At 62.6% G+C, this 20,475-nt stretch carries 20 protein-coding genes and 1 pseudogene; 7 read left to right on the forward strand and 14 right to left on the reverse strand.

The genetic code is table 11. The features are described 5' to 3' along the window. Window positions 1–185: 185 nt before the first annotated feature. From B5526_RS00630 to B5526_RS00645, 5 genes and pseudogenes are all read right to left on the reverse strand, one after another. Window positions 186–323, reverse strand: a pseudogene (locus B5526_RS00630) (HU family DNA-binding protein); the annotation flags it as partial. Window positions 324–557: 234 nt separating this feature from the next. Beyond that, on the reverse strand, window positions 558–773 hold the full coding sequence (locus B5526_RS00635) for a hypothetical protein (protein WP_079536086.1): 216 nt from the start codon (window positions 771–773) through the stop codon (window positions 558–560). A gap of 242 nt (window positions 774–1,015) precedes the next feature. Beyond that, complete coding sequence (locus B5526_RS00640; protein ID WP_079536088.1) at window positions 1,016–1,759, reverse strand: hypothetical protein; 744 nt, start codon at window positions 1,757–1,759, stop codon at window positions 1,016–1,018. Window positions 1,760–1,924: 165 nt separating this feature from the next. Then, window positions 1,925–2,101, reverse strand: a complete 177-nt coding sequence (locus B5526_RS38300) for a hypothetical protein (protein WP_172841937.1) — start codon at window positions 2,099–2,101, stop codon at window positions 1,925–1,927. Between the two features lie 63 nt (window positions 2,102–2,164). Beyond that, entirely contained in the window at window positions 2,165–2,410 is a 246-nt protein-coding gene (locus tag B5526_RS00645; RefSeq protein WP_079536090.1) for a hypothetical protein, read from the reverse strand. Window positions 2,411–2,644: 234 nt separating this feature from the next. Between B5526_RS00645 and B5526_RS38305 the strand changes: the two genes are divergently transcribed. Then, window positions 2,645–2,785: a hypothetical protein gene (locus B5526_RS38305; protein WP_172841938.1), complete on the forward strand. Its 141-nt coding sequence runs from the start codon at window positions 2,645–2,647 to the stop codon at window positions 2,783–2,785. 40 nt (window positions 2,786–2,825) lie between these two features. Here the strand turns inward: B5526_RS38305 and B5526_RS00650 are convergent, their stop codons facing one another. Together B5526_RS00650 and B5526_RS00655 are read right to left on the reverse strand one after the other, a co-directional pair. Beyond that, on the reverse strand, window positions 2,826–3,530 hold the full coding sequence (locus B5526_RS00650; protein WP_244562161.1) for a hypothetical protein: 705 nt from the start codon (window positions 3,528–3,530) through the stop codon (window positions 2,826–2,828). Between the two features lie 187 nt (window positions 3,531–3,717). Continuing rightward, entirely contained in the window at window positions 3,718–5,415 is a 1,698-nt protein-coding gene (locus B5526_RS00655; RefSeq protein ID WP_172841939.1) for a methyl-accepting chemotaxis protein, read from the reverse strand. A gap of 453 nt (window positions 5,416–5,868) precedes the next feature. On the opposite strand from B5526_RS00655, the gene B5526_RS00660 reads away from it, so the two are divergent. Next, complete coding sequence (locus B5526_RS00660; RefSeq protein ID WP_079544588.1) at window positions 5,869–6,216, forward strand: DUF6481 family protein; 348 nt, start codon at window positions 5,869–5,871, stop codon at window positions 6,214–6,216. 81 nt (window positions 6,217–6,297) lie between these two features. Here B5526_RS00660 and B5526_RS00665 read toward each other — a convergent pair whose 3' ends face one another. After that, the gene (locus B5526_RS00665) at window positions 6,298–6,537 is read right to left on the reverse strand and encodes a pentapeptide MXKDX repeat protein (protein WP_079536095.1); all 240 of its coding nucleotides are present in this window, start codon (window positions 6,535–6,537) and stop codon (window positions 6,298–6,300) included. A 336-nt stretch (window positions 6,538–6,873) separates the two neighbouring features. On the opposite strand from B5526_RS00665, the gene dctP reads away from it, so the two are divergent. Genes dctP through B5526_RS00680 form a run of 3 tightly spaced genes read left to right on the forward strand, consistent with a single transcriptional unit; the run spans window position 6,874 to window position 9,802 of the window. Beyond that, entirely contained in the window at window positions 6,874–7,896 is a 1,023-nt protein-coding gene (gene dctP, locus B5526_RS00670) for a TRAP transporter substrate-binding protein (RefSeq protein WP_079536096.1), read from the forward strand. Next, window positions 7,893–8,447 (forward strand): TRAP transporter small permease, encoded by a 555-nt coding sequence (locus tag B5526_RS00675; RefSeq protein ID WP_079536098.1) that lies wholly within the window; start codon window positions 7,893–7,895, stop codon window positions 8,445–8,447. The genes dctP and B5526_RS00675 overlap by 4 nt, the downstream gene beginning before the upstream one ends. Beyond that, complete coding sequence (locus B5526_RS00680; protein ID WP_079536099.1) at window positions 8,444–9,802, forward strand: TRAP transporter large permease; 1,359 nt, start codon at window positions 8,444–8,446, stop codon at window positions 9,800–9,802. Before B5526_RS00675 ends, B5526_RS00680 begins: the two co-directional genes overlap by 4 nt. A 109-nt stretch (window positions 9,803–9,911) precedes the next feature. On the opposite strand, the gene B5526_RS00685 is transcribed toward B5526_RS00680, so the two are convergent. The 4 genes from B5526_RS00685 to B5526_RS00700 form a co-directional block, all read right to left on the reverse strand. Continuing rightward, the gene (locus B5526_RS00685; RefSeq protein WP_079536101.1) at window positions 9,912–10,820 is read right to left on the reverse strand and encodes a hydroxymethylglutaryl-CoA lyase; all 909 of its coding nucleotides are present in this window, start codon (window positions 10,818–10,820) and stop codon (window positions 9,912–9,914) included. Between the two features lie 22 nt (window positions 10,821–10,842). Beyond that, the gene (locus B5526_RS00690) at window positions 10,843–12,849 is read right to left on the reverse strand and encodes an acetyl-CoA carboxylase biotin carboxylase subunit (protein WP_079544589.1); all 2,007 of its coding nucleotides are present in this window, start codon (window positions 12,847–12,849) and stop codon (window positions 10,843–10,845) included. A gap of 2 nt (window positions 12,850–12,851) precedes the next feature. Continuing rightward, window positions 12,852–14,456 carry a carboxyl transferase domain-containing protein gene (locus tag B5526_RS00695; protein ID WP_079544590.1) on the reverse strand — a complete coding sequence of 535 codons (1,605 nt, stop codon included), beginning with the start codon at window positions 14,454–14,456 and terminating at the stop codon, window positions 12,852–12,854. Between the two features lie 160 nt (window positions 14,457–14,616). Next, a complete protein-coding gene (locus B5526_RS00700; RefSeq protein ID WP_079536103.1) occupies window positions 14,617–14,925 on the reverse strand; it encodes an ETC complex I subunit in 309 nt (102 codons plus the stop codon). A 241-nt stretch (window positions 14,926–15,166) separates the two neighbouring features. On the opposite strand from B5526_RS00700, the gene B5526_RS00705 reads away from it, so the two are divergent. Continuing rightward, window positions 15,167–16,315, forward strand: a complete 1,149-nt coding sequence (locus B5526_RS00705; RefSeq protein WP_079536104.1) for an OpgC domain-containing protein — start codon at window positions 15,167–15,169, stop codon at window positions 16,313–16,315. Between the two features lie 36 nt (window positions 16,316–16,351). Here B5526_RS00705 and B5526_RS00710 read toward each other — a convergent pair whose 3' ends face one another. Together B5526_RS00710 and B5526_RS37270 are read right to left on the reverse strand one after the other, a co-directional pair. Then, the gene (locus B5526_RS00710) at window positions 16,352–17,236 is read right to left on the reverse strand and encodes a VOC family protein (protein ID WP_079536106.1); all 885 of its coding nucleotides are present in this window, start codon (window positions 17,234–17,236) and stop codon (window positions 16,352–16,354) included. A 5-nt stretch (window positions 17,237–17,241) separates the two neighbouring features. Continuing rightward, window positions 17,242–17,631 (reverse strand): hypothetical protein, encoded by a 390-nt coding sequence (locus tag B5526_RS37270; RefSeq protein ID WP_154071055.1) that lies wholly within the window; start codon window positions 17,629–17,631, stop codon window positions 17,242–17,244. Between the two features lie 579 nt (window positions 17,632–18,210). Between B5526_RS37270 and B5526_RS00725 the strand changes: the two genes are divergently transcribed. After that, window positions 18,211–20,469: a TOMM precursor leader peptide-binding protein gene (locus tag B5526_RS00725; protein ID WP_079536110.1), complete on the forward strand. Its 2,259-nt coding sequence runs from the start codon at window positions 18,211–18,213 to the stop codon at window positions 20,467–20,469. The last annotated feature ends 6 nt before the right edge of the window (window positions 20,470–20,475 follow it).

The following is a 20,475-nucleotide window of genomic DNA, read 5'->3' on the forward strand; positions in this document are numbered from 1 at the left end:
TGCGACCGCCACCGAGTTCGCTAGAGAAACCGCTTAAAAGCGCGCGCCACCCGTGTTGCGCCAACCCTCGGCGCTACCGCTCGGTTATCTCAGCGTCCGGATGCGAAACAATCGTCATAAACCAAACCGCGCTGAAAAACAGCGACCAGAACGTATCCCAATAGATCCAGAACATCGCGGGCTACTCACGCAGCGCCACCGGAGCTGTGGCCATTGATCCGTTGCTTCAGAGCAGCCGATGGTTTGAACACGATTACGCGACGCGGAGAAACCGGCGTCTCGGCGGCGCTTTTCGGCTTGCAGCCGATTCGCCGACCTTTCTTGAGATTTTTTGTCATGGCTCTGTTTCCTTGCCGTTTCAGATGCCCCGATCACTCGGAAATGCGCATCGCGGCAGAGGAATGCGAGCCTGGTTCACGCATCCGTTTATAAAAACGTTGTCAAGCGCAATGGGTAGACCATAACGCTTTTGGCAGCGCGTACGAGGCACTCCAAACCCGGGCATTGAAAAAGCCCCAGCCTGCGCCGGGGCCCTTTTCGTTCATCGAAATGATCGCTCAGCGACCGGCGGGTGCCGAGATCACATGGCCTTCGGTATAGTCGGAAACCCAGTTCGGCTGGGCCGGCCAGGCCACCGCATTATTGGCGTCGCGGAACTGCTGGCTCGCGGCTGTGGCTTTGCGGGCGTGATGTCGTTCAGCGGCTGCCGCCATCGTTACGCTCGATGCAGCCAACAGCGACGCGGCCAGTAAGGTCAGGATGGTCTTGCGCATTGTCGTCTCTCCTCGGGTTTGACGCTTTCTCGCGAAGCAGTTGCGCGTCGCGTCTTGCGTGACCTGGAGATAGCGCGGTGCGGCCCATACAATAATCGGCGAAAACGGGAAAAGACTGTTCACTGGGAGTGCATAATCCGGGTGCGAGGCCGGGTGCGAGGCCGGCCGCGCGTGGGCGAACCGCCGGACGGCGGCGCGTCCAGCGCCACCGTCCGTTTTGCCTCTCGGATCATGTTGCGGCCCTAGTAACAGGACCGAGGATCGACCTGCACGTACTGCCCCGAGGGATAGCGATAATAGCAATTGCCCTGCGCCAGATAATATCCGGGCTGCGAGGCGGCTGTGGCGCCGGCGATGGCGCCGGTCGCGCCGCCGGCAACCGCACCGATTGCGGCGCCGCTGGCCCTGCCCGTCAGCAGGCCGCCCAGCAATCCGCCGACAATGGCGCCGCCAACGGCGCTGGCGCCCGGATCCGGCGGAGGTGGTGGCGGCGGCGGTGCGTAGGCTCCCGGCGGCGGGTAAGCGCCGGGCGGCGGCGCATAGGCGACCGGCGGGCCGACATCGTCCGCGTAATCCTCGGAAATATAGGTCGGCGGGCCTTCCATCGGTTCCGGGTAGTAATACCAGGCGCCGCCGACATCCCACCACCAGCCGTCGCGTCCATTGTGCACTTCGTGGTGCCAGCGGCCGCCCTGCCAGTCGACGCGGCCGCGATAGGCCTGTCCGCCGTAATTGCGCACCGGCACCGCGCCGCGCGCGACCCGACCGGACCCCTGTCCGGAGGCCTTCTTCTTGGTTTGAACCGCCGTCTTAGCCGCGGGCTGCTGGGCGGTTTGCGCGGCAGGCGGCGGCGCGGGTTGCGCCGCAGGCGGTGGTGCGGGCTGAGCGGGCGCTTGGGCTGCGTCTTCCGCATGCGCGGACAGTGCAAACATCGCGAGCGCCGACACCAAAGGAAGGACGAATTTAGACCGGATCGACGCGTTCATGCGCGCAATACCCCCTGATTAGCCATATCGCGGCGGTGAGCCGCATGGTCTTATAGTCGCGTGGCTTGACGCCGTCAGCAGCATGGCGGCAAGCCGACCGCGCTCTGTCCCAGGGATAGGTCGCTAGAATCGCGGATAATTTGTGTCATCGCGCGCTCGGCAAGGCTACCGGGCCGGCTCGATTACATTACAATTGGTCCGGCCCGACATCAGGCAATCCTGCATTTTGCTGCTCGCGGTCAGCGCGTGCGCCAGCCACAGCCCGAAAACCAGCAGGAAAGCTGCGATGGCAAGGCCCGCGATCGCGCCACGCCGGTTGTCGCCTTGGTCGGGGTCGGTCATCGCCCGCTAATACCACTTCCCGGCGCCGGGAAATAATCGCGCGGTTCAAATTCCCTTTAGCGGCTAGGCCCGCTGGGAACGCTCTGGCACGTGGCGCGGAGTGTCGGACGCGGGCCGGACATGGGCAACCTTGGTGCAGACCGTCAGCATTCCCGCCGTCTTGCTGCACTGCCAGCCAGCGCCGAGGCCCGGATCGGGCGTTGGCTTTGGCTGCATCAGAGAGATGGAAAGTAACGCCGCGGCGCAGACCAGCGTCGCGACGACGACCGTAAGCCTAAGCCGTTTGCCATTCCAAAATGCGCGGATCATAGCAGTCCCCTCCGTTCCAGCGCGCGGACAATAGCGGCAGGCCGCCCTGCCCATTGTGATCGAGTTCACAAATAAAGAGATTTTTCAGCATGCCGCGCCGCACGCGTCCGGACCTTGCGGATCGGCGCGCATTATTTGCGATTTGATTAACGATGCGCGGCAATCCGCCATCAACATTTCGAGCCTACAACCGGAGGGCCCGATGCATTTAAGGGCCAACATCAGGGGGCTGCCGTGACTACCATTTCTCTTGTTTCGACGCACACGCAGGCTGACCATTCGTTCAAGACCATCGCGCTGTTTTGCTGTTTCGGTTTAGTTGTGTCATTCGGCCTGATGATCCTCGGCATCGACCTCGGCGCCGGTTGGCTCTGACCGGCCGGCACGACCGGCGGACCGCGCGACACCGCTACCGCTAACCCTGCAACTCCTCGGGATCGCCTGCCCGTTCGAGCCGCGCCATTGCGTCGCTCACCGCCGCCGGCACGGCATCCGGTTCGGCCCGCCGGTCGCCGAGGGCGCGCCGGAAGAGGTTGCTGTCGCGCGTCTGCCCCATCGACGCGCCAAAAACCGCGGTGGCTGTGATCTCCTTTGCCAGCCGGGTGTATTCCAGCCAGATCAGATACAGCATCAGCGGCGGTTTTTCGCGCTGCGCCAGCATGTGGTAGCAGCGCGGTTCAGAGCCCTCGAGCGCCCACCAGCGGCGCGCGACCACGGCGATCTTCCGAAAACTGCTCTGGGTGCCCGAGAATTTTTTCCGATCAACGCCCGCGAGAACCGCGCAATGGATCAGCCAGTTCAACCCGGCAATAATGGCAATCGCAAAATCCTCGGTCACAATGCCGGTGAAATCGATCACGGTGTTTTCGTGCGGCGCTTTGCGCAGGAAAGCGTCGAGCATTTCGGCCTGGCGCGCGGGATCGATCAGCCATTCGTCCTTGCGCCCGGGAACCATGATGAGGTAGCGCATCGCCTCGATCCGCGTATGCTCCCAGATCGCGCGCAGATTGCCGTCGGCATCGCTCGGGGTTCGCTTGCAGGCGGGGTAGACCACTTCGCCGCGATCGACACGGTCGAGATATTTCGGCGCCGCCTGGTCCATCGCTTCAAGGATGGCCATGGGGCCGGATAGATCGCCCGCGGCAGCGTCCGTCGCCCGCGCGGCTGACCCTCGCTCCCTTGCGCTGCGCCATCCGAACCAGCCCACTCTGGCCTCCAGATCGTCGACGTCGGCCGAAGATTAGATCGGTTGAAGCCGGCGCCACAAGCGAAACGGGCGGAAAGGTGCCCTTCTCGCCGGCGCAAATTCAGGCGGCGCGAATCTCGACCAGAAATCCCTCGACTTCGCCGCGCAGCGTATCGGCGGTGTGTCCGAGCGCTTTCGCCAGCTGCAGCACGTTGGAGGCAGCCGCGCCTGTTTCGCCGACGGCCTGCTTGATGCCGCCGATATTGGCCGAGACGTCGCGGGTACCTTGCGCGACCTCGTGGGTGTTGCGGGTGATCTCCTGCGTGGTCTTGTCCTGCTCTTCGACGGCGGCCGCGATCGCGCTGGTGATCTCGTCGATGCGCGCGATGGTCTCGTCGATGCCCTTGATGGATTCGACCGCTTCCCGCGTCGCGCCCTGAATGCTTGCGATCTGCGAGGAGATTTCTTCGGTCGCTTTCGCGGTCTGGGTGGCGAGGTTCTTGACTTCGCTCGCGACCACGGCAAAGCCGCGGCCGGCATCGCCGGCGCGCGCGGCCTCGATGGTGGCGTTGAGCGCCAATAAGTTGGTCTGGCTCGCGATATTCTGGATCAGTTGTAGCACGTCGCCGATCTTCTGGGCGGCGGACGACAGGCCTTCCATGGTCGTTGTCGTGCGCGCCGAGGCCTGGACCGCGGCGTTGGCGATATCCTTCGAATGGGTGACCTGGCGGGCGATCTCGGCAATCGAGCTTCCCATTTCCTCCGACGCGGACGCCATGGTCGAGACCCTGGCGGACGCCTGTTCGGAGGCGGCTGCCACCGTGACGGTTTGCCGGCTGGTGTGCTCGGCGGTGGCGGACATGGTTTCGGCTGACGCGTGCATCGTCGTCGCCGCCGACGACAGCTCGTTGACGATGCCCTTGACCTTGGTCTCGAGGCGATCGGCGAGCCCGGTCACGGTGGCGCGCTTGGCGGCTTCGGCGCGCGCTTCGGCCAATTGCTGGTCGCGCCGCATCCGCTCGGTTTCGCTCATGCTGGCCCTGAACACGTCGAGCGCGCGGGCCAGGCGGCCCATCTCGTGGGCATCCCTTAGAAACGGAACCTCGATGGCGAGGTTGCCGCCGGCGAGCTCGCCCATCCGGTCGGTGATCTCGGCGAGCGGACGGCTGATGCTGCGGGCGACGAAATAGACGACAAAACAGGCGATCAGCATGAGACCGCCCGCGAACCCCGCAAATTGCCACATGATGCGATAATAGATGGTGTCGACATCGTCGATATAGATGCCGGTTCCGTACGCCCACTGCCAGGGCTCGAAGCCGCTGATATAAGCGATCTTCGGTGAAATACCGGCGCCGTTGACGGTAGCTGTTCCGCCGGTGCGGCTGGCGCGGTAGTTGAGAAAGCCGCCGCCGCTCTTGGCGAGCTCGATCTGTCGAACCACGGTGCGGACGCCGTCGGGATCGACGGTGTCGATGCGATTCTTGCCCTGCAACGCGGCATCGACGTGCAGCACGGTGACGCCCTCGAAATTCTGGGCGAAGAAATAGTTGTTGTCGGCAAATCGCAGTTTTGTCAGTTCCTCGATTGCGCCCTTCTGCGCCGCGTCGCGGCCGAGCGCGCCGGATTTCTCCTTGGCGTACCAGATATCGAGCACGTGGCCGGCGACCTGGACGAGGTTCTTGGTGGCGTCCTTGCGGTCATCGATCAGGCTCTGGCGCAATTCGCTCATGCCAAGCCAGACGGTGGTGACCAGCGTCACCAGCAGCACCGGGACCAGCAGCAACAGCCGGTGAGAAATCCGCATCCGTCCGAACATAGGTCTCTCCCGTCCGCTGGCGGCGCGCGCTCTGCGGAGATTCGCGACATCTCCCTCATATCTGCTGCGAAAGGCTTTCAATGCCATTAAGGCCGGGAACCGATACGGTTTGCTCCGGATCGGCGACGAAGCGGGAGCAATGCCTTAAATGATCGGCGTAAGTAACGACATATGTTACGGTTTCCCGCGCTCAAACAGGCCTTGACCCGCGACGATCGCGAGCGGCGCCCGGGATCGTCGCAATTTTACGGACCACGTCAAAAATCACCCGCGGCGCAAGCGGCCGGGCAAGCGGGCTTGTCGTCCCGCGGGACGGCCGGCTTTGCGGATAATGGATGGATTCCACACGCGGGCCGCTGTACACCGCTCCCGATCGTACAGGTGTTGTTGCGGCTAGCGCCTGTCGTGACCGATCGTCTCGCCACCAACAATGAAAGCGACAAGGCCCGTTCAATGAGTGGATTCAAGGAACCTAACTTCGCGGACCGCCAGAAAGCGGCGCAGCAGGCAAGGCAGGACATCCTGAACAAGTTTCGCAGCCAGCCGGGTCCTGACGATCCAGCCGTGGCGCAGCGGCGCGCCGAGCGCGAGGCGCAGGCCGCCGAACGCGCCAAGGCCAAACTGACGCGCGAAGCCGCTAAGGCCGAGCAGAAGCGCTTCGAGGAGGAAGCCGCCGCCCAGGCCGCGGCTCAGCTTTTGCGCGAAAAGGAAGAAGCGGCTGCGCGGGAAGCGGCGCTCGAAGCCGAACGTAAGGCCGCGCGCGACGCGCGTTACGCCGCGCGCAAGAAGAAGAAAAAATAGCAGTTCGGCATTACGCCAAAGGAACCGCAGGCCCGCCTCCCGATCGAGGCGAGCCTGCGCGGAAAAAGGAAGCGACGTCGCTTAGTTCTTCTTCATTCCGTCGTCTTTCTTCATCGCGTCGTCCTTCTTCATGCCGTCTTTTGACATGGTGTCCTTCTTCATTCCGTCGTCCTTCTTCATGGCGTCCTTGGACATGCTGTCCTTCTTCATGCCGTCATCCTTGCCCATCTTGTCTTGGGCGAAGGCAGCAGGCGCCAGCGCCAGGCCGAGCGAAACAACAACGGCGGAAACGCCGAGCGCGATGCGGGTGCGAATGGTCATTGATTGATCTTCCCTTTGAGACGGTTTCGAAAGCGACGAATGCCGCTATGTCCCCAACGGTCCCGCGATCTCGTTTGTTACCCGTTGCCGAAAGAATCTTTTTTCTGATAACGGGCATTTGATGTGTGGTTTGGGGTTATCAGCGATCCGACCGCAAATGCCTGCGATGGTCCGCGGCCGGAATCCTCTCAACCGGCGCGTGTGCGCCGCAGCAATATCGGTGTTCCGGCGACCTCGAACTATCAGACTAGAGAGAATTCGGATGAAGAGGGGCTAACATACCGCTAAACATTGGTCCGAACATTTCCAATTAAGAAACGACCCACGGAGATTTCCATGCTCACTCGCCGCCACGTCCTGGTATCAGCGCTTGCCGGACCCGCTATCTTGCGTTTCGGGACCGGAACGGCCAGGGCCGCAACCACGCTGAAAATATCGCATCAGTTTCCCGGCGGCACCATCGACAAGGGCGATTTCCGCGACCGGCTGTGCCGGATGTTCGCCGAGGAAGTCGCGAAACGCAGCGGCGGCGAGATTTCCGCCGAGATCTATCCGAACTCTTCCCTGATCAAGACCAACGCGCAATTCTCGGCGATGCGCAAAGGCGCGCTCGATATCAGCCTGTACCCGATGCCCTATGCCGGCGGCGAATTGCCGGAGACCAATATCGGCCTGATGCCGGGCCTGGTCACGACCTACGATCAGGGGCTTGCCTGGAAGAAAAATCCGATCGGCAAGGCGCTGACGGATTTTCTGGCGGACAAGGGCATCATCCTGCTCACCTGGGTCTGGCAGGCCGGCGGCGTCGCCAGCCGCTCAAGACCGATCGTGGCGCCGGAAGACGCCAAGGGCATGAAAGTCCGCGGCGGCTCGCGCGAGATGGACATGGTGCTGCAGACCGCGGGCGCCGCCGTGCTGTCGGTGCCGTCGAACGAAATCTACGCGGCGATGCAGACCGGCGCCTGCGACGCCGGCATCACCTCCTCCACCAGCCTGATCTCGTTCCGGCTCGAGGAGGTGTCGAAATCCCTCACCTCGGGCGCCGGCGCCTCCTACTGGTTCATGCTGGAACCGCTGATGATGTCGAAGTCGATCTTCGATGGCTTGCCGAAAAAGCACCAGGACGTCATTCTCGCCGTTGGTCTCGAACTCGAAGCGTTCGGCAGGAAGGGCGCGCAGGACGACGATGTCGAAGTCGCGAAAGTCTATGAAAAGGCCGGCGCCAAGATCAGCGCGCTCGATATCGCAACCGTCGGCAAGTGGCGCGACATCGCGCGTGACACCGCGTGGAAGGATTATGGCGCAAAGACCGCAACCGCGGCTAACCTCCTGAAACTCGCCTCCGACGTCGCCGCATGATGCATGGTCCGCTTCCGGATCAGACCGAACGTTCGAATACTGCTGCGGGCAACACCCCGGTTGCGGTGTTCGAGCGAGCGCTTGCCTTTTGCAACAACATCATCGTCGTCCTCGCCGCCGTCGCGCTGATCGCGGCCTGCGCCATCCTCAGCTACAGCGTTCTCAGCCGCGCGCTGTTCCACAGCGCCAATTATTGGCAGGACGAGGCCGCGGTGTTCTTGCTGGTCGGCGCGACCTTCATGACCTCGGCCTATGTGCAGGGACAGCGCGGCCATATCGGCATCGAGGCGTTTGTCGGCCTGTTGTCGCCAACCGCCAATCGTATCCGGCTGTGGCTGGTCGATGCCGCGAGCTTTTTGTTCTGCGCGTTCTTCGCCTGGAAATCATGGACGCTGGCGCATGAGGCCTTCGTCGACGGCCAGGTGTCGAATTCGATGTGGTCGCCGCCGCTCGCGATTCCCTACGGCCTGATGGCGACCGGCATGACGCTGTTGTGCGCGCAAATCCTGTTGCAAATCATGATCCCGCTCGCAGGCAGCGCACGCCGATGAGTGTGCTCGGTATCGGCATCAGCTACGGCCTCGCGACCCTGTTTGCGATGTTTTCGGGGATGCCGATTGCGTTCGCGCTGGGCGCGGTCGCCGTGGTGTTCATGGGCATCTACATGCCCGCCGCCTCGCTCGATACCGTGACCCAGAACGTCTACGAGGAAATGGCCTCGATCACGCTGTTGTCGATCCCGCTGTTCATCCTCAAAGGTGCGGCGATCGGCAAATCCCGCGCCGGGCAGGATCTCTATTCGGCGCTGCACGCCTGGCTGCATCGGGTGCCTGGCGGGCTCGGGGTTGCCAATGTATTTGCCTGCGCGCTGTTCGCGGCGATGGCGGGATCGTCCCCCGCGACCTGCTCGGCGATCGGCTCGGCCGGCATCCCGGAAATGCGCAAGCGCGGTTATTCCGGCGGCTTTGCGGCCGGCATCATCGCCGCCGGCGGCACGCTCGGAATCCTGCTGCCGCCCTCGATCACCATGATCCTGTTCGCGGTGGCCGCGGAAAAATCGTTAGGGCGTCTGTTCCTCGCCGGCATCGGGCCGGGCCTGCTGCTGGTGACGTTGTTCGGCACCTACGCGGTGATCCGGTTTCGCCGCGAATACGCCGCGGCCAGCGCGATGTACGCGCAGACCGGCGTGACCTCGGCCATCCTCACGCGCGACGATTTTACCTTTGCCGAGCGCTTCAGCGCGCTACCGCGGGTGCTGCCTTTTGTGCTGTTGCTGACCGGCGTGATGATCGCACTCTATGGCGGCTATGCGACGCCGTCGGAAACCGCAGGGCTCGGCGGGCTATTGGCGCTGGTGTTGATCGCGCTGATCTACAGCGTGTGGCGGCCTTCCGACCTGGCGCCGATCCTGAAATCGACCATCCGCGAATCCACGATGCTGATGATGATCATCGGCATGTCGCTGCTGTATTCCTACGTGATGAGCTATCTGCACATCTCGCAGTCGGTGGCGGAACAGATCGTCGCGATGCACCTGCCGCGCTGGGAATTGCTGGCGGCGATCCTGGTCATGGTGGTCGTGCTCGGCTTTTTCCTGCCGCCGGTCTCCATCATCCTGATGACCGCGCCGATCATCCTGCCGCCGCTGCGGGCGGCGAATTTCGATATCATCTGGTTCGGCATCGTCATGACCATCGTGATGGAGATGGGACTGATTCACCCGCCGGTCGGGTTGAATATCTTTGTCATCCGCAACGTCGCGCCGGATATCCCCCTGAGCGAGGTGATCTGGGGCACGCTGCCGTTTGTGCTGCTGATGATGGCGGCGGTGGTGGTGTTGTGTTTTGTGCCGGGGATCTCGACCTATCTGCCGGATCTGGTGATGGGACCGGATGGGGGGCGGTGAGTGAGCCACCGTAGCCAACCCCGTCATTGCGAGGAGCGCTGGCGACGAAGCAATCCATGCTTTCTTTGCGGCTCGATGGATTGCTTCGCTTCCGCTCGCAATGACGGGGTTAGGTCGCCACTCGCCTCTTCGCGTTCAACGCCGCCGCCACCCGGCTCACCGGCGGATGGCCGAGCAGCCGGCTAACCTCGTTCGTGGCCGCCAGCAATTTTCCCATATCGACGCCGGTCCTAACGCCTAAGCCTTCCAGCATGTAGACCACGTCCTCGGTTGCGACATTGCCGGTGGCGCCGGGCGCGAAAGGGCAGCCGCCGAGGCCGCCGGCGGCTGAATCGATCACCCGCGCGCCCTCCTCCATTCCCGCATAGAGATTAGCGAGCGCCTGGCCATAGGTGTCGTGGAAATGCATCGCGAGATTGGTGATCGGCACGGTGCCTGAGACCGCACGCAGCAATTGCCGCGCTTTTACCGGCGTGCCGACGCCGATGGTGTCGCCGAGCGAGACTTCGTAACAGCCGAGTTCCCACAGCTTCTTCGCGACATCCACCACGGCTTGCGGCTTCACCTCGCCGTCAAAGGGGCAGCCGAGCGCGCAGGAGATGTAGCCACGCACCTTGATGCCATCGGCCTTGGCACGGGCCACGACCGGCTTGAAACGCTCAATCGATTCGGCGATCGAGCAATTGATGTTGGCGCGCGAAAAGCCCTCCGAGGCGGCGGCGAACACCGAAATCACCTTGGCGCCCGCGGCGCGCGCCACCTCGTAACCCTTCTCGTTCGGCACCAGCACGTGAAATTCGCCGCCCGCGAGATGATTGACGCCGCGCAGCACCTGGTCCGAATTCACCATCTGCGGGATCGCCTTCGGCGACACGAAAGCGCCGACCTCGACCGTATGCAGCCCGGCGGCGACCAGCGCCTCGATAAACGCGATGCGCGCCTCGACGCTGACCGGCGTCTTCTCGTTCTGCAGGCCGTCGCGCGGGCCCATTTCGATGATGCGCACGGTGTCGCTCATGCTGACCTCACGAGGCTCAAACTCAGGAAGCTAGCGGCTCGATCTCGGCGAGCTCGACGCCTTCGCCGACGATATCGCCGACCTTGCATTTTATCACCTTCAGCACGCCTGCGAATGGCGCGCGCAGGGTCTGCTCCATCTTCATGACTTCGAGCGTGAGGATCGGCGCGCCCTTTTCCAGCATGGCGCCCTCCTCGGCCAACAGCGCCACCACCGTGCCCGGCAGCGGCGCCACGATCTTGTCCTCGCCGACCTGCTCTTCGGTCTCGCCGCCGAACGGATCGACCCAATGCAGGTCGAAGCGGCCGTTCTTGGTGCGCAGATAGAGTTCATGGCCTTCGATGACCGCGAAAATATGTGATTTCATCCCGTCGAGCGTGAGATCGAAGCCGCCATCGGCCGTGGTGGAGAATGTGAAGGCAAATTCGCGCTCGCCGATCGACCATTTCGCTGGGCCGTTGCCGTAGTGCAGGCATATCTCCTGCCCGGTCCCTTGCGCATGCCGAAATACAAATGCCCGCTGACGCCGCCCCACCGGCATCCAGCCTGCGGTTCGCCATGGCGAATTCGGCTCGGCGAATACGGCGCGCGATTCCTGGACGAGGATCGCCGTCGCGGCAGCGCAAAGCTCGAGATCGCCGGGCGCCATGGGCGCCGGCGTCAGATTTTTCAACTCGCGTTCGATAAAGCCGGTATCGATGGTGTTGGCGCGCACAGCCGGGTGCGTCACCAACGCCGACAGGAACGGAATATTGGTGACGATGCCGCGGACATCCGACTCTTCGAGCCCGCGGTTGAGCCGCTCGATCGCCGCGTCGCGATTGGGCGCCCACGCGATCATCTTGGCGAGCATCGCGTCGTAATGCGGCGAGACCGCGTCGCCCTCGCGATACCCGGCATCGATGCGCAAGCCGCTCGAAGCCTCCGGCATCCGCCAGGTCTTGATGCGGCCGACCGACGGCATGAAATTCTTGTGCGGATTTTCCGCATAGACCCGCGCCTCGATGGCGTGGCCGTTGAGCTTGATCTGATCCTGGGTCAAGGGCAGCTTTTCGCCAAACGCAACCCGCAACTGCCATTCCACGAGATCGATGCCGGTGATCAATTCGGTGACGGGATGCTCGACCTGAAGGCGCGTGTTCATCTCGATGAAGAACACGTCCTTGCCGTTGGAGACGAATTCGATGGTGCCGGCACCAACGTAATTCACGGCGGCGGCTGCCTTGCGCGCGGCGGTGCAGACTGCCTCGCGGCCAGCTCCATCGAGCGTCGGCGATGGCGCTTCCTCGATCACCTTCTGGTGCCGCCTTTGCAACGTACATTCGCGCTCGAAGAGTGATAAAAGATTGCCGTGGCTGTCGCCGATCACCTGCACCTCGATGTGGCGCGGGTTGTCGACGAATTTCTCGATCAGCATGCGATCGTCGCCGAAGGCGGCCTTGGCCTCGCGCTTGGCGCTGGTGATTGCGCCGGCAAGCTCGCCGGCCGAACGCACCACGCGCATGCCGCGTCCGCCGCCGCCGGCGGAGGCTTTTACGAGGACCGGAAAGCCGATTTTGTCGGCGGCGTTTGTCAGTGTCGCCTCGTCCTGGGCTTCGCCATGATAGCCCGGCACCAGCGGCACGCCGGCCTTCTCCATCAGCATTTTCGAGCCGGATTTCGAACCCATCGCGATCATCATCTCAGCGGTGGGGCCGACGAAGACCAGTCCGGCATCCGCACAAGCCTGTGCAAATTCAGCATTCTCCGACAGGAAACCGTAGCCGGGATGCACGGCCTCGGCGCCGCTCTGGCGCGCCGCCTCGATCACGCGGGCGATATTGAGATAGCTGTCGCGCGCCCGCGCAGGTCCGAGCAGCACCGCCTCGTCGGCTAGGGCGACATGCATGGCATCGCGGTCAGCTTCCGAATAGACCGCGACCGTGCGCAACCCCATGGCGCTGGCGGTGCGGATCACGCGGACGGCGATCTCGCCGCGATTGGCGATCAGGAGGCTGCGAAATCGCCGGTACTGGGCTTGCGATTTCATCATCACATCCGAAACAGGCCGAACCGCGTCGGCTCGATCGGCGCGTTGGCCGATGCCGACAGCCCGAGGCCGAGCACGAGCCGGGTATCGGCGGGATCGATCACGCCGTCGTCCCAGAGCCGGGCGGTCGCGTAATAGGGACTGCCCTGGCTCTCATATTGGGCGCGGATCGGCGCTCGGAACTTGTCCTCCTCCGCCGCCGACCATGTCTCGCCCTTGGCCTCGATGTTGTCGCGGCGAACCTGGCTCAGCACCATCGAGGCCTGCTCGCCGCCCATCACGGAGATCTTCGCGTTGGGCCACATCCAGAGGAAGCGCGGGCTGTAGGCACGGCCGCACATGCCGTAATTGCCGGCACCGTAGGAGCCGCCGATCACGACCGTGAATTTCGGAACACCCGCGGTCGCCACCGCCGTCACCAGCTTGGCGCCATCGCGCGCGATGCCGCCGGCCTCGTATTTCTTGCCGACCATGAAGCCCGTGATGTTCTGCAGGAACACCAGCGGGATATTGCGCTGGCAGCACAATTCGATGAAATGCGCGCCCTTCAGCGAGCTTTCGCTGAACAGGATGCCGTTATTGGCGATGATGCCGACCGGATAGCCCCAGATATGAGCGAAGCCGCAGATCAAGGTCTGGCCATAGAGCTTCTTGAATTCGTCGAATTCCGAGCCGTCGGCCACGCGGGCGATGATGTCGCGCACGTCGTAGGGCTTGCGCCCGTCGGCGGGAACGACGCCATAGATTTCCTCGCGCGCATATAACGGCTCGCGCGGTTCGCGCATGTTCAGGGCCGCGCGCGCCGGCGGCTTCAACGTGGCGACGATGCGCCGCGCGATGCCGATCGCATGGGCGTCGTTCTGCGCATAATGATCGGTGACGCCGGATTGCCGCGAATGCACGTCGGCGCCGCCGAGTTCCTCCGCGGTGACGACCTCCCCGGTCGCGGCCTTCACCAGCGGCGGTCCGCCGAGGAAGATCGTGCCCTGATTGCGTACGATGATGCTCTCGTCCGACATCGCCGGGACATAAGCCCCGCCGGCCGTGCAGGAACCCATCACGATCGCGATCTGCGGGATTCCGGCGGCCGACATCTGCGCCTGGTTATAGAAGATGCGGCCGAAATGCCGCTCATCGGGGAAAATCTCGTCCTGTTGCGGCAAAAACGCGCCGCCGGAATCGACCATGTAGATGCAGGGCAGATTGTTCTGCCGGGCAATGTCCTGGGCGCGCAGATGCTTCTTAACCGTCATCGGGTAATAGGTGCCGCCCTTGATGGTCGCATCATTGGCGACGATCACGCATTCGCGGCCCGCGATCCGCCCGACGCCCGTGACGATGCTCGCGGAATGCACGTCGCCACCATAAAGGCCATAGGCCGCCAGCGGCGAAAGCTCCAAAAACGCCGTGCCGGGATCGATCAGGAGATCGACGCGCTGGCGCGCCAGCATCTTGCCGCGCGCGGTGTGACGGTTGCGGGACGCCGCGCCGCCGCCGCCGGCAACCGAATCGAGTTTTTGCCGCAGTTCCGCGACCAGCGCCCGCATCGTTTCGGCGTTGCGGGCAAAATCGGACGAGGCGGGGTCGGTCGTGGAATGAAGCGGCATGGCCTTTGGCAGTTTATTGTGCGCCGCAATCGGCATTGGGCTGGCGTCATGGTGTCATTGCGCCGCCGCCTTAGGCAACCCAGAACTTTTGCTCCCTAAAGAGAAAACCGAGGTGAGAAGGCCGGGGTGGCAAAGCCGGGCGGCGCCGGAAATCGCGCCCCTAATGGGTCCAGGGTTCGACGCGCCGAAAGGCGAAATTGTCGGCATAAGCGGCCTGGCGGCGCGCCGGCTCCTTCGGTTCGAACACGTGATAGGGAATGCCCTCGCGCTCGCAATAGGCCACCGCCTCTTGCTTGGTATCGAAGCGAAGGCTGAGCTCCTGCTTCATGTCGCGGGAAGAGGTCCAGCCCATCAAAGGCTCGATCTCGCGCGGCTTCTCGGGTTCGAAATCGAGCTGCCATTCCTTGGTCTTGGCGGTGCCCGATTGCATCGCGTTTTTGGCGGGCTTAAAGATGCGTGCGACGGTCATGGATCAGCGGGCCCCGTGGGATTTGCGGCGTGGGATTTGCGGAATGAGCGCGTGGTGGAAGCGGCCGGGATAGTATAGAGACATTTTTGCAGGAATTTTATCGATGATTCCCGGCCCTGGATGGAACATTTTCCGCAACCGGTATAGTCATTATGCTGCGCTGTGACAATCTTGGCCGCCCGCCCGGCCGATGCTGTTGTCCCGCCGCTCGGTTCTCTCAAAAGCATCCCAAACGGCAGCCATGAAAATCAACGCAACCCTCCCCGAAAAAGGACGCGATCTCCGGCTCGACCTGTTTCGCGGGGTCGCGAATTGGGCGATTTTTCTGGACCATATTCCGGATAATGTCGTCAATTGGATCACCACACGGAACTACGGTTTCAGCGACGCCGCGGATCTGTTCGTTTTCATTTCCGGATATACCGCTTCCTTTGTCTACGCCCGGATGATGATCGAACGCGGCTTCATCGTCGGCGCCACCCGCCTCACCAAGCGGGTGTGGCAGCTCTATGTCGCGCACATCATTCTGTTCGTGATCTATATCGCCTCGATCAGCTATCTCGCTCTGCGGTTCGGCGATTCGGAGATCATCAACGAGTTCAATGTCGCAGGGTTAGTCGACAATGCGACCGAAACGCTGCGGCAAGGATTGTTGCTGAAATTCAAGCCGGTCAATCTCGACGTGCTGCCGCTCTATATCGTCTTGATGGGACTGTTTCCGCCGGTTTTGTGGATCACCCTGCGCCAGCCCAATTGGACCATGCTGGCTTCTATCGCGCTGTGGCTCACCGCCCGCCATTTCGGCTGGAATTTCAGGGCCTATCCCGCTGGAACCTGGTACTTCAATCCGTTCGCCTGGCAGGTGCTGTTCGTATTCGGCTCATGGTGCGCGCTCGGCGGCGCCAGGAAATCGCTGTCGATCATCAATTCGCCCTACACGCTCTACTTCTGCATCGCCTATCTGATCTTTGGCCTGGTGATGACGATGGCGGGCAAGTTTCCGGATTTTGGCGCGCTGTTTCCACACTGGCTCTATTCGGCCTTCAATCCCAACGACAAGACCAATCTTGCGCCTTATCGCTTCCTGCATTTCGTGGTGATCGTGATTTTGGTCATCCGCTTTGTGCCCAAGGACTGGCCGGGCCTGGAATGGAAGATGTTCGATCCCGTCATCGTCTGCGGTCAGCAGTCGCTCGCGGTGTTCTGCGTCGGCGTGTTCCTGTCCTTTGTCGGACATTTCGCGCTGATTTTGAGCTCGGGCTCGCTGCTGGCGCAGATTCTCGTGAGCGTCGCCGGCATCGCGATCATGACCATCGTCGCCTATTACATCTCCTGGTCGAAAAAGCAGGACAAGCCTCTGCCCAAGGTGGCTGTTGCCAAAGCTGGATGATAGGGGCTGGCTGACTACGAACCCGATCTCCACGCCTCAATCTTTGGGCTTGGGGACCACCAGTCTGCCTTTCGACGAAATCCCGTCCCATTCGGCGGACCAGCCGAGTTCCGAGGCTGGGACTTCGGCGGCGGGAGTTCGCCCGACGTTAGCTTGGCTACGCAGTCCCTGCAGCGCGAACATGGCGCCCTGAGGGTCGACGCATCGGGCGATCCAGTTGCCGCCCGGCACTTCCGTTGGGCCCTGGAAGATCAGGCCGCCACCGCTTTTGACGCGCTCCGCTGAAACGTCGATGTCGCCGACATTGAAGTAATAGAGCCAGAACGGGACCGGCACCTTCGGATGTTTGGTGGACATGCCGCCGATGGTCTGCCCGTCGGCGGAGAACAACCGATACGAATCCAGCCGAGGCGTTTCGTCGTCGGTTTGCTGCCAGCCAAAAAGCTCGCCGTAAAAGGCCAACGCCTTCTTCCAATCGGCCGCAGCCAACTCATGCCAGCCCACGCGGCCCGGTTTGTCGAACTCAGCGGGCTGCGATGTGCGGAGCTTGAGCCCGTTGATCAACGCAAGGGTAGCCGTTTGCGGATCAGCAACGACGGAGATACGGCCGACGTTGGTGTCGGTGGGTGGGACGTAAACGGCGCCACCGAGATGCCTGATTCGGTCGGCGGTCTCGTCCACGTCATCGACCGCGACATACCCGACCCACCGCGGCGTCGCGCCCATTTTTATCGCCTCCTCCGGCAGCTCCATGAGCCCGCTCACGGGAGCCTCGCCGGCGGAGAAAAGCGTATAGGCCAGATCGGGTGTCGACGCGTCCCGCGCGCCCCAGCCGACGACCTCGCCGTAGAACGCTTTCGCGCCCGCGATATCCGTCGTCAGCAGCTCGTACCAGACGAAATGTCCGTGATGACCGACCATTTCGGTTACTCCGTTCGAGCTGGAAACCGTTGCCGCACGAAGGCGCTTCGCGCGTTGAGGTTGTCGCGAAAAAGATCGATCATGGACATCGTGGATGCATAGAACGCGCTGGTATCGTTCATCAACATGAATGAATGCTGAATGCGCTGCGTCGCATTGTTGGTCGCATGATCGTGTGTGCCACCAGTCTTGCGTGCTGCATTTGCCAAGCGTACAATCGCGACACTCTGAACTCGAAAATCTTTTACAGGTATGGAGGATGCGACGATGTCACGGGTGAAGCAAGCTTCGAAGCGGAAGCGCGTTACCAAAGCTGCCGTACCGGCGTTGGGAGCCGTCGGGTTGACTTTTTCGCTAGCGGGGGGCGCAAACGCATCGGCCGTGCCGACGGACATCCAGCAGACCAATAGTTTTTCACCCAGTCAGGCCATCACGCTCGGTGAAGAAGAAATCGCGGACGTCAGCCTCGCCACGTTCCATCTCTTCGACAAGGAGAACGCGGGAGCGACCCGGAGCGGCGCCACACAGCTCGCCTGGGGTTGCCGATGCGGCGGCTGCAGAGGTTGCGGCGGTTGCCGAGGCTGCAGGGCCTGCCGAGGTTGCGGGTGCGGCGGCTGCGGGGGCGGAGCTTGCTGCGTGTCATGGGGCTACTGCCGCATTTGCTGATTAGCGGCGCCTAGGACCGACACGATTGACGCACGGATGTCTAGATGGCCGGGTCCGACAAGGTCGACCCGGCCATTCTATGTCTTGTCATTCTATGTTTGCCGTTCCATGTCTGTTTTGCCCGGAATCTCTGCCTTCCGCGGGCCGCGTGCGGATCGTCCGCGCGCAGGCAGGCGCGGCGGCGATGGCTTCCCGGGTTTCCAACCTTTTCAAACAATGCTAGCGCCAGCCGGACATCCATGTTCCTGCGGTCATCTGCCTGTTGCGCGGCGCTTCGGAGTGATTTGTAAAATGCGCGTGCTGAAATCATGAATCGCCAAGGCAAGAAGACCAAGAGTAGCCGCGGAACGCGGCGCCCCAAGGAGGACATTCTGCGGTTCGCGGCGAATTTCACCGCCTATGTGCTGCCTCCAGACGTCGTCTGCCTTTATTCCGAGGACCGGAAATTCTTCCTTCACGGCGAGCTCTATTGCGCGCTGGCCGCGGCCATCGGAGAGCGTGGAAAGAGCGCGTCAGCGCTTCGTCGCGAGCTCGGAACAAAATTTCCGTCCGATATCATCGAAGAAGCGCTCAAGCGGCTGACCGAGCGGCGCTATCTTGTGCCGGCATCTGAGGCTTCCGCAGGCACGGTCGCCGGCTATTGGGCAAGCCTCGGGCTACCCGCGGATGTTGCGGAAGAAAACCTGGGGAATTGCCGGGTGCGCATCGAATCAATCGACGTGGAGGGCGCAAAGCAGCTTGCCGCAGCGCTCGGTGAACTCGGTGTTCGCCTCGTCGACCGCTCACCTGACCTGACGATCACGCTGGTGAACGATTATCTGGAGCAGCGCCTGGGTGAGCTGAACCAGCAACGTGTGTCAGGCAAGACGCCATGGTTGCTGGTGCAACCTGCCGGTGTCTTCCCGCTGGTGGGACCGGTGTTCACGCCGGGCGAAAGCGCCTGCTGGACCTGCCTGTTCGACCGCATGATCAGGAATCGCGAGATCAAGGGGTTCCTCGAGCGAGGATCGGCGCGGCCCGTCGCCGTTTCACCGCTTGCCCGCAAGACGTTCGGACAGGGCGCGATCCAATTTGCGGCCGTCGAAATCGCCAAGGCGATCGCGTCCGGATTTCGTACCGATTTGAGCGACCATGTTGCAAGCTTCGACTTGTCGGGGGCGACTATTGCCAAGCACTACGTGGCGCGCCGCCCGCAATGCCCGACCTGCGGCAGCAAGAAACTGCAGAACCCGCGCCGCGCGCCGAAGCCGGTCGAGCTTGGGCCCAGCGCCAAGCTGATCATGACCAGCGGCGGATATCGCTCGGTGTCGTCGCGCACCACGGTTTCGCGCTATCGACAGCACGTCAGCCCGCTCACGGGCGTCGTCACGCGGCTGGAGCGGATCGAAGCCGATCTGCCGATGAACAACAATTTCTTCGCGCAGCATAATTTTTCCGCGCCGGCCACGAGCGTCGATCAACTGCGATCGGGACTGAGTGGCGGCAGCTTCGGCAAAGGCTCGACGTCGGAGCAGGCCGAAGCCAGCGCGCTGATGGAAGCGATCGAGCGCTATTCGGGAATTTTCCAGGGTGACGAGATCAGGCTGACGCGACGTTTTACGGATTTTCCGCAAGGCGACGCCATCCTCCCCAACGACGTCCAGCACTTCAGCGAAACGCAGTTTCGAACCAGGCACAATCACGAGGACGAAGGTTCGCATCAGGTTCCCGAGCCCTTCGATATCAAGGCGAAAACCGAGTGGTCGCCGGCCTGGTCGTTGCGCGACCAGCGCTTCAGATATCTGCCGACCGGCCTGATGTACTTCTTCTACCGGGACTTCCACACCGATTCCAACGGCTGCGCCGCCGGCAATACGCTCCAGGAGGCCATCGTCCAGGGTTTCCTCGAACTGGTGGAGCGCGACGCCTACGCGATCTGGTGGTACAACCGGTCACAGCGATCGGAAGTCGATCTCAGCCAGTTCGACGATTTCTACATCCGCGATATCAAGACCCAATTTACCGATGCCGGACGCAGACTGTGGGTGCTCGACGTCACCAGCGATCTCGGCGTTCCCACCTATGTCGCGATCATGCACTGGATGAAAGACGGCCAGGAGAATATCGAGTTCGGTTCCGGCGCGCATTTCGATCGCCGCATCGCACTGCTGCGCTCGCTGACCGAGCTGAGCCAGTTCCTGTCGATCGGCCTGATGGGCGACGCAAGCGGCGACAAGTCGAGCCTCGACGGCCTCACGCCGTTGCGCCTGGAGAATTATCCGTTCCTGATCCCGGCGAGCCGTCCGATCCTTGCGCCGGAACTCGGCATGAACGTTCCGCTCGACGACGTGCGCGATCAGGTCAAGGCCTGCGTCGAGATCGCCCGGCGCGCCGGCTACGATTTCCTCGTGCTCGATCAGACCCGACCGGACGTCGAGGTATCGGTGGCGCGGGTGATCGTGCCGGGACTGCGGCATTTCTATCGCCGTTTTGGGCCGGGCCGGCTTTATGACGTTCCGGTAAAGCTCGGTTTGCTCGATCGCCCCTTGCCGGAAAGCGAACTCACGCCGTTCCTTCCCCACACCTGAAAGGGG

The sequence above is a fragment of the Bradyrhizobium lablabi genome (genome assembly GCF_900141755.1).
In the GTDB taxonomy this organism is placed as follows: Bacteria; Pseudomonadota; Alphaproteobacteria; order Rhizobiales; family Xanthobacteraceae; genus Bradyrhizobium; species Bradyrhizobium lablabi_A.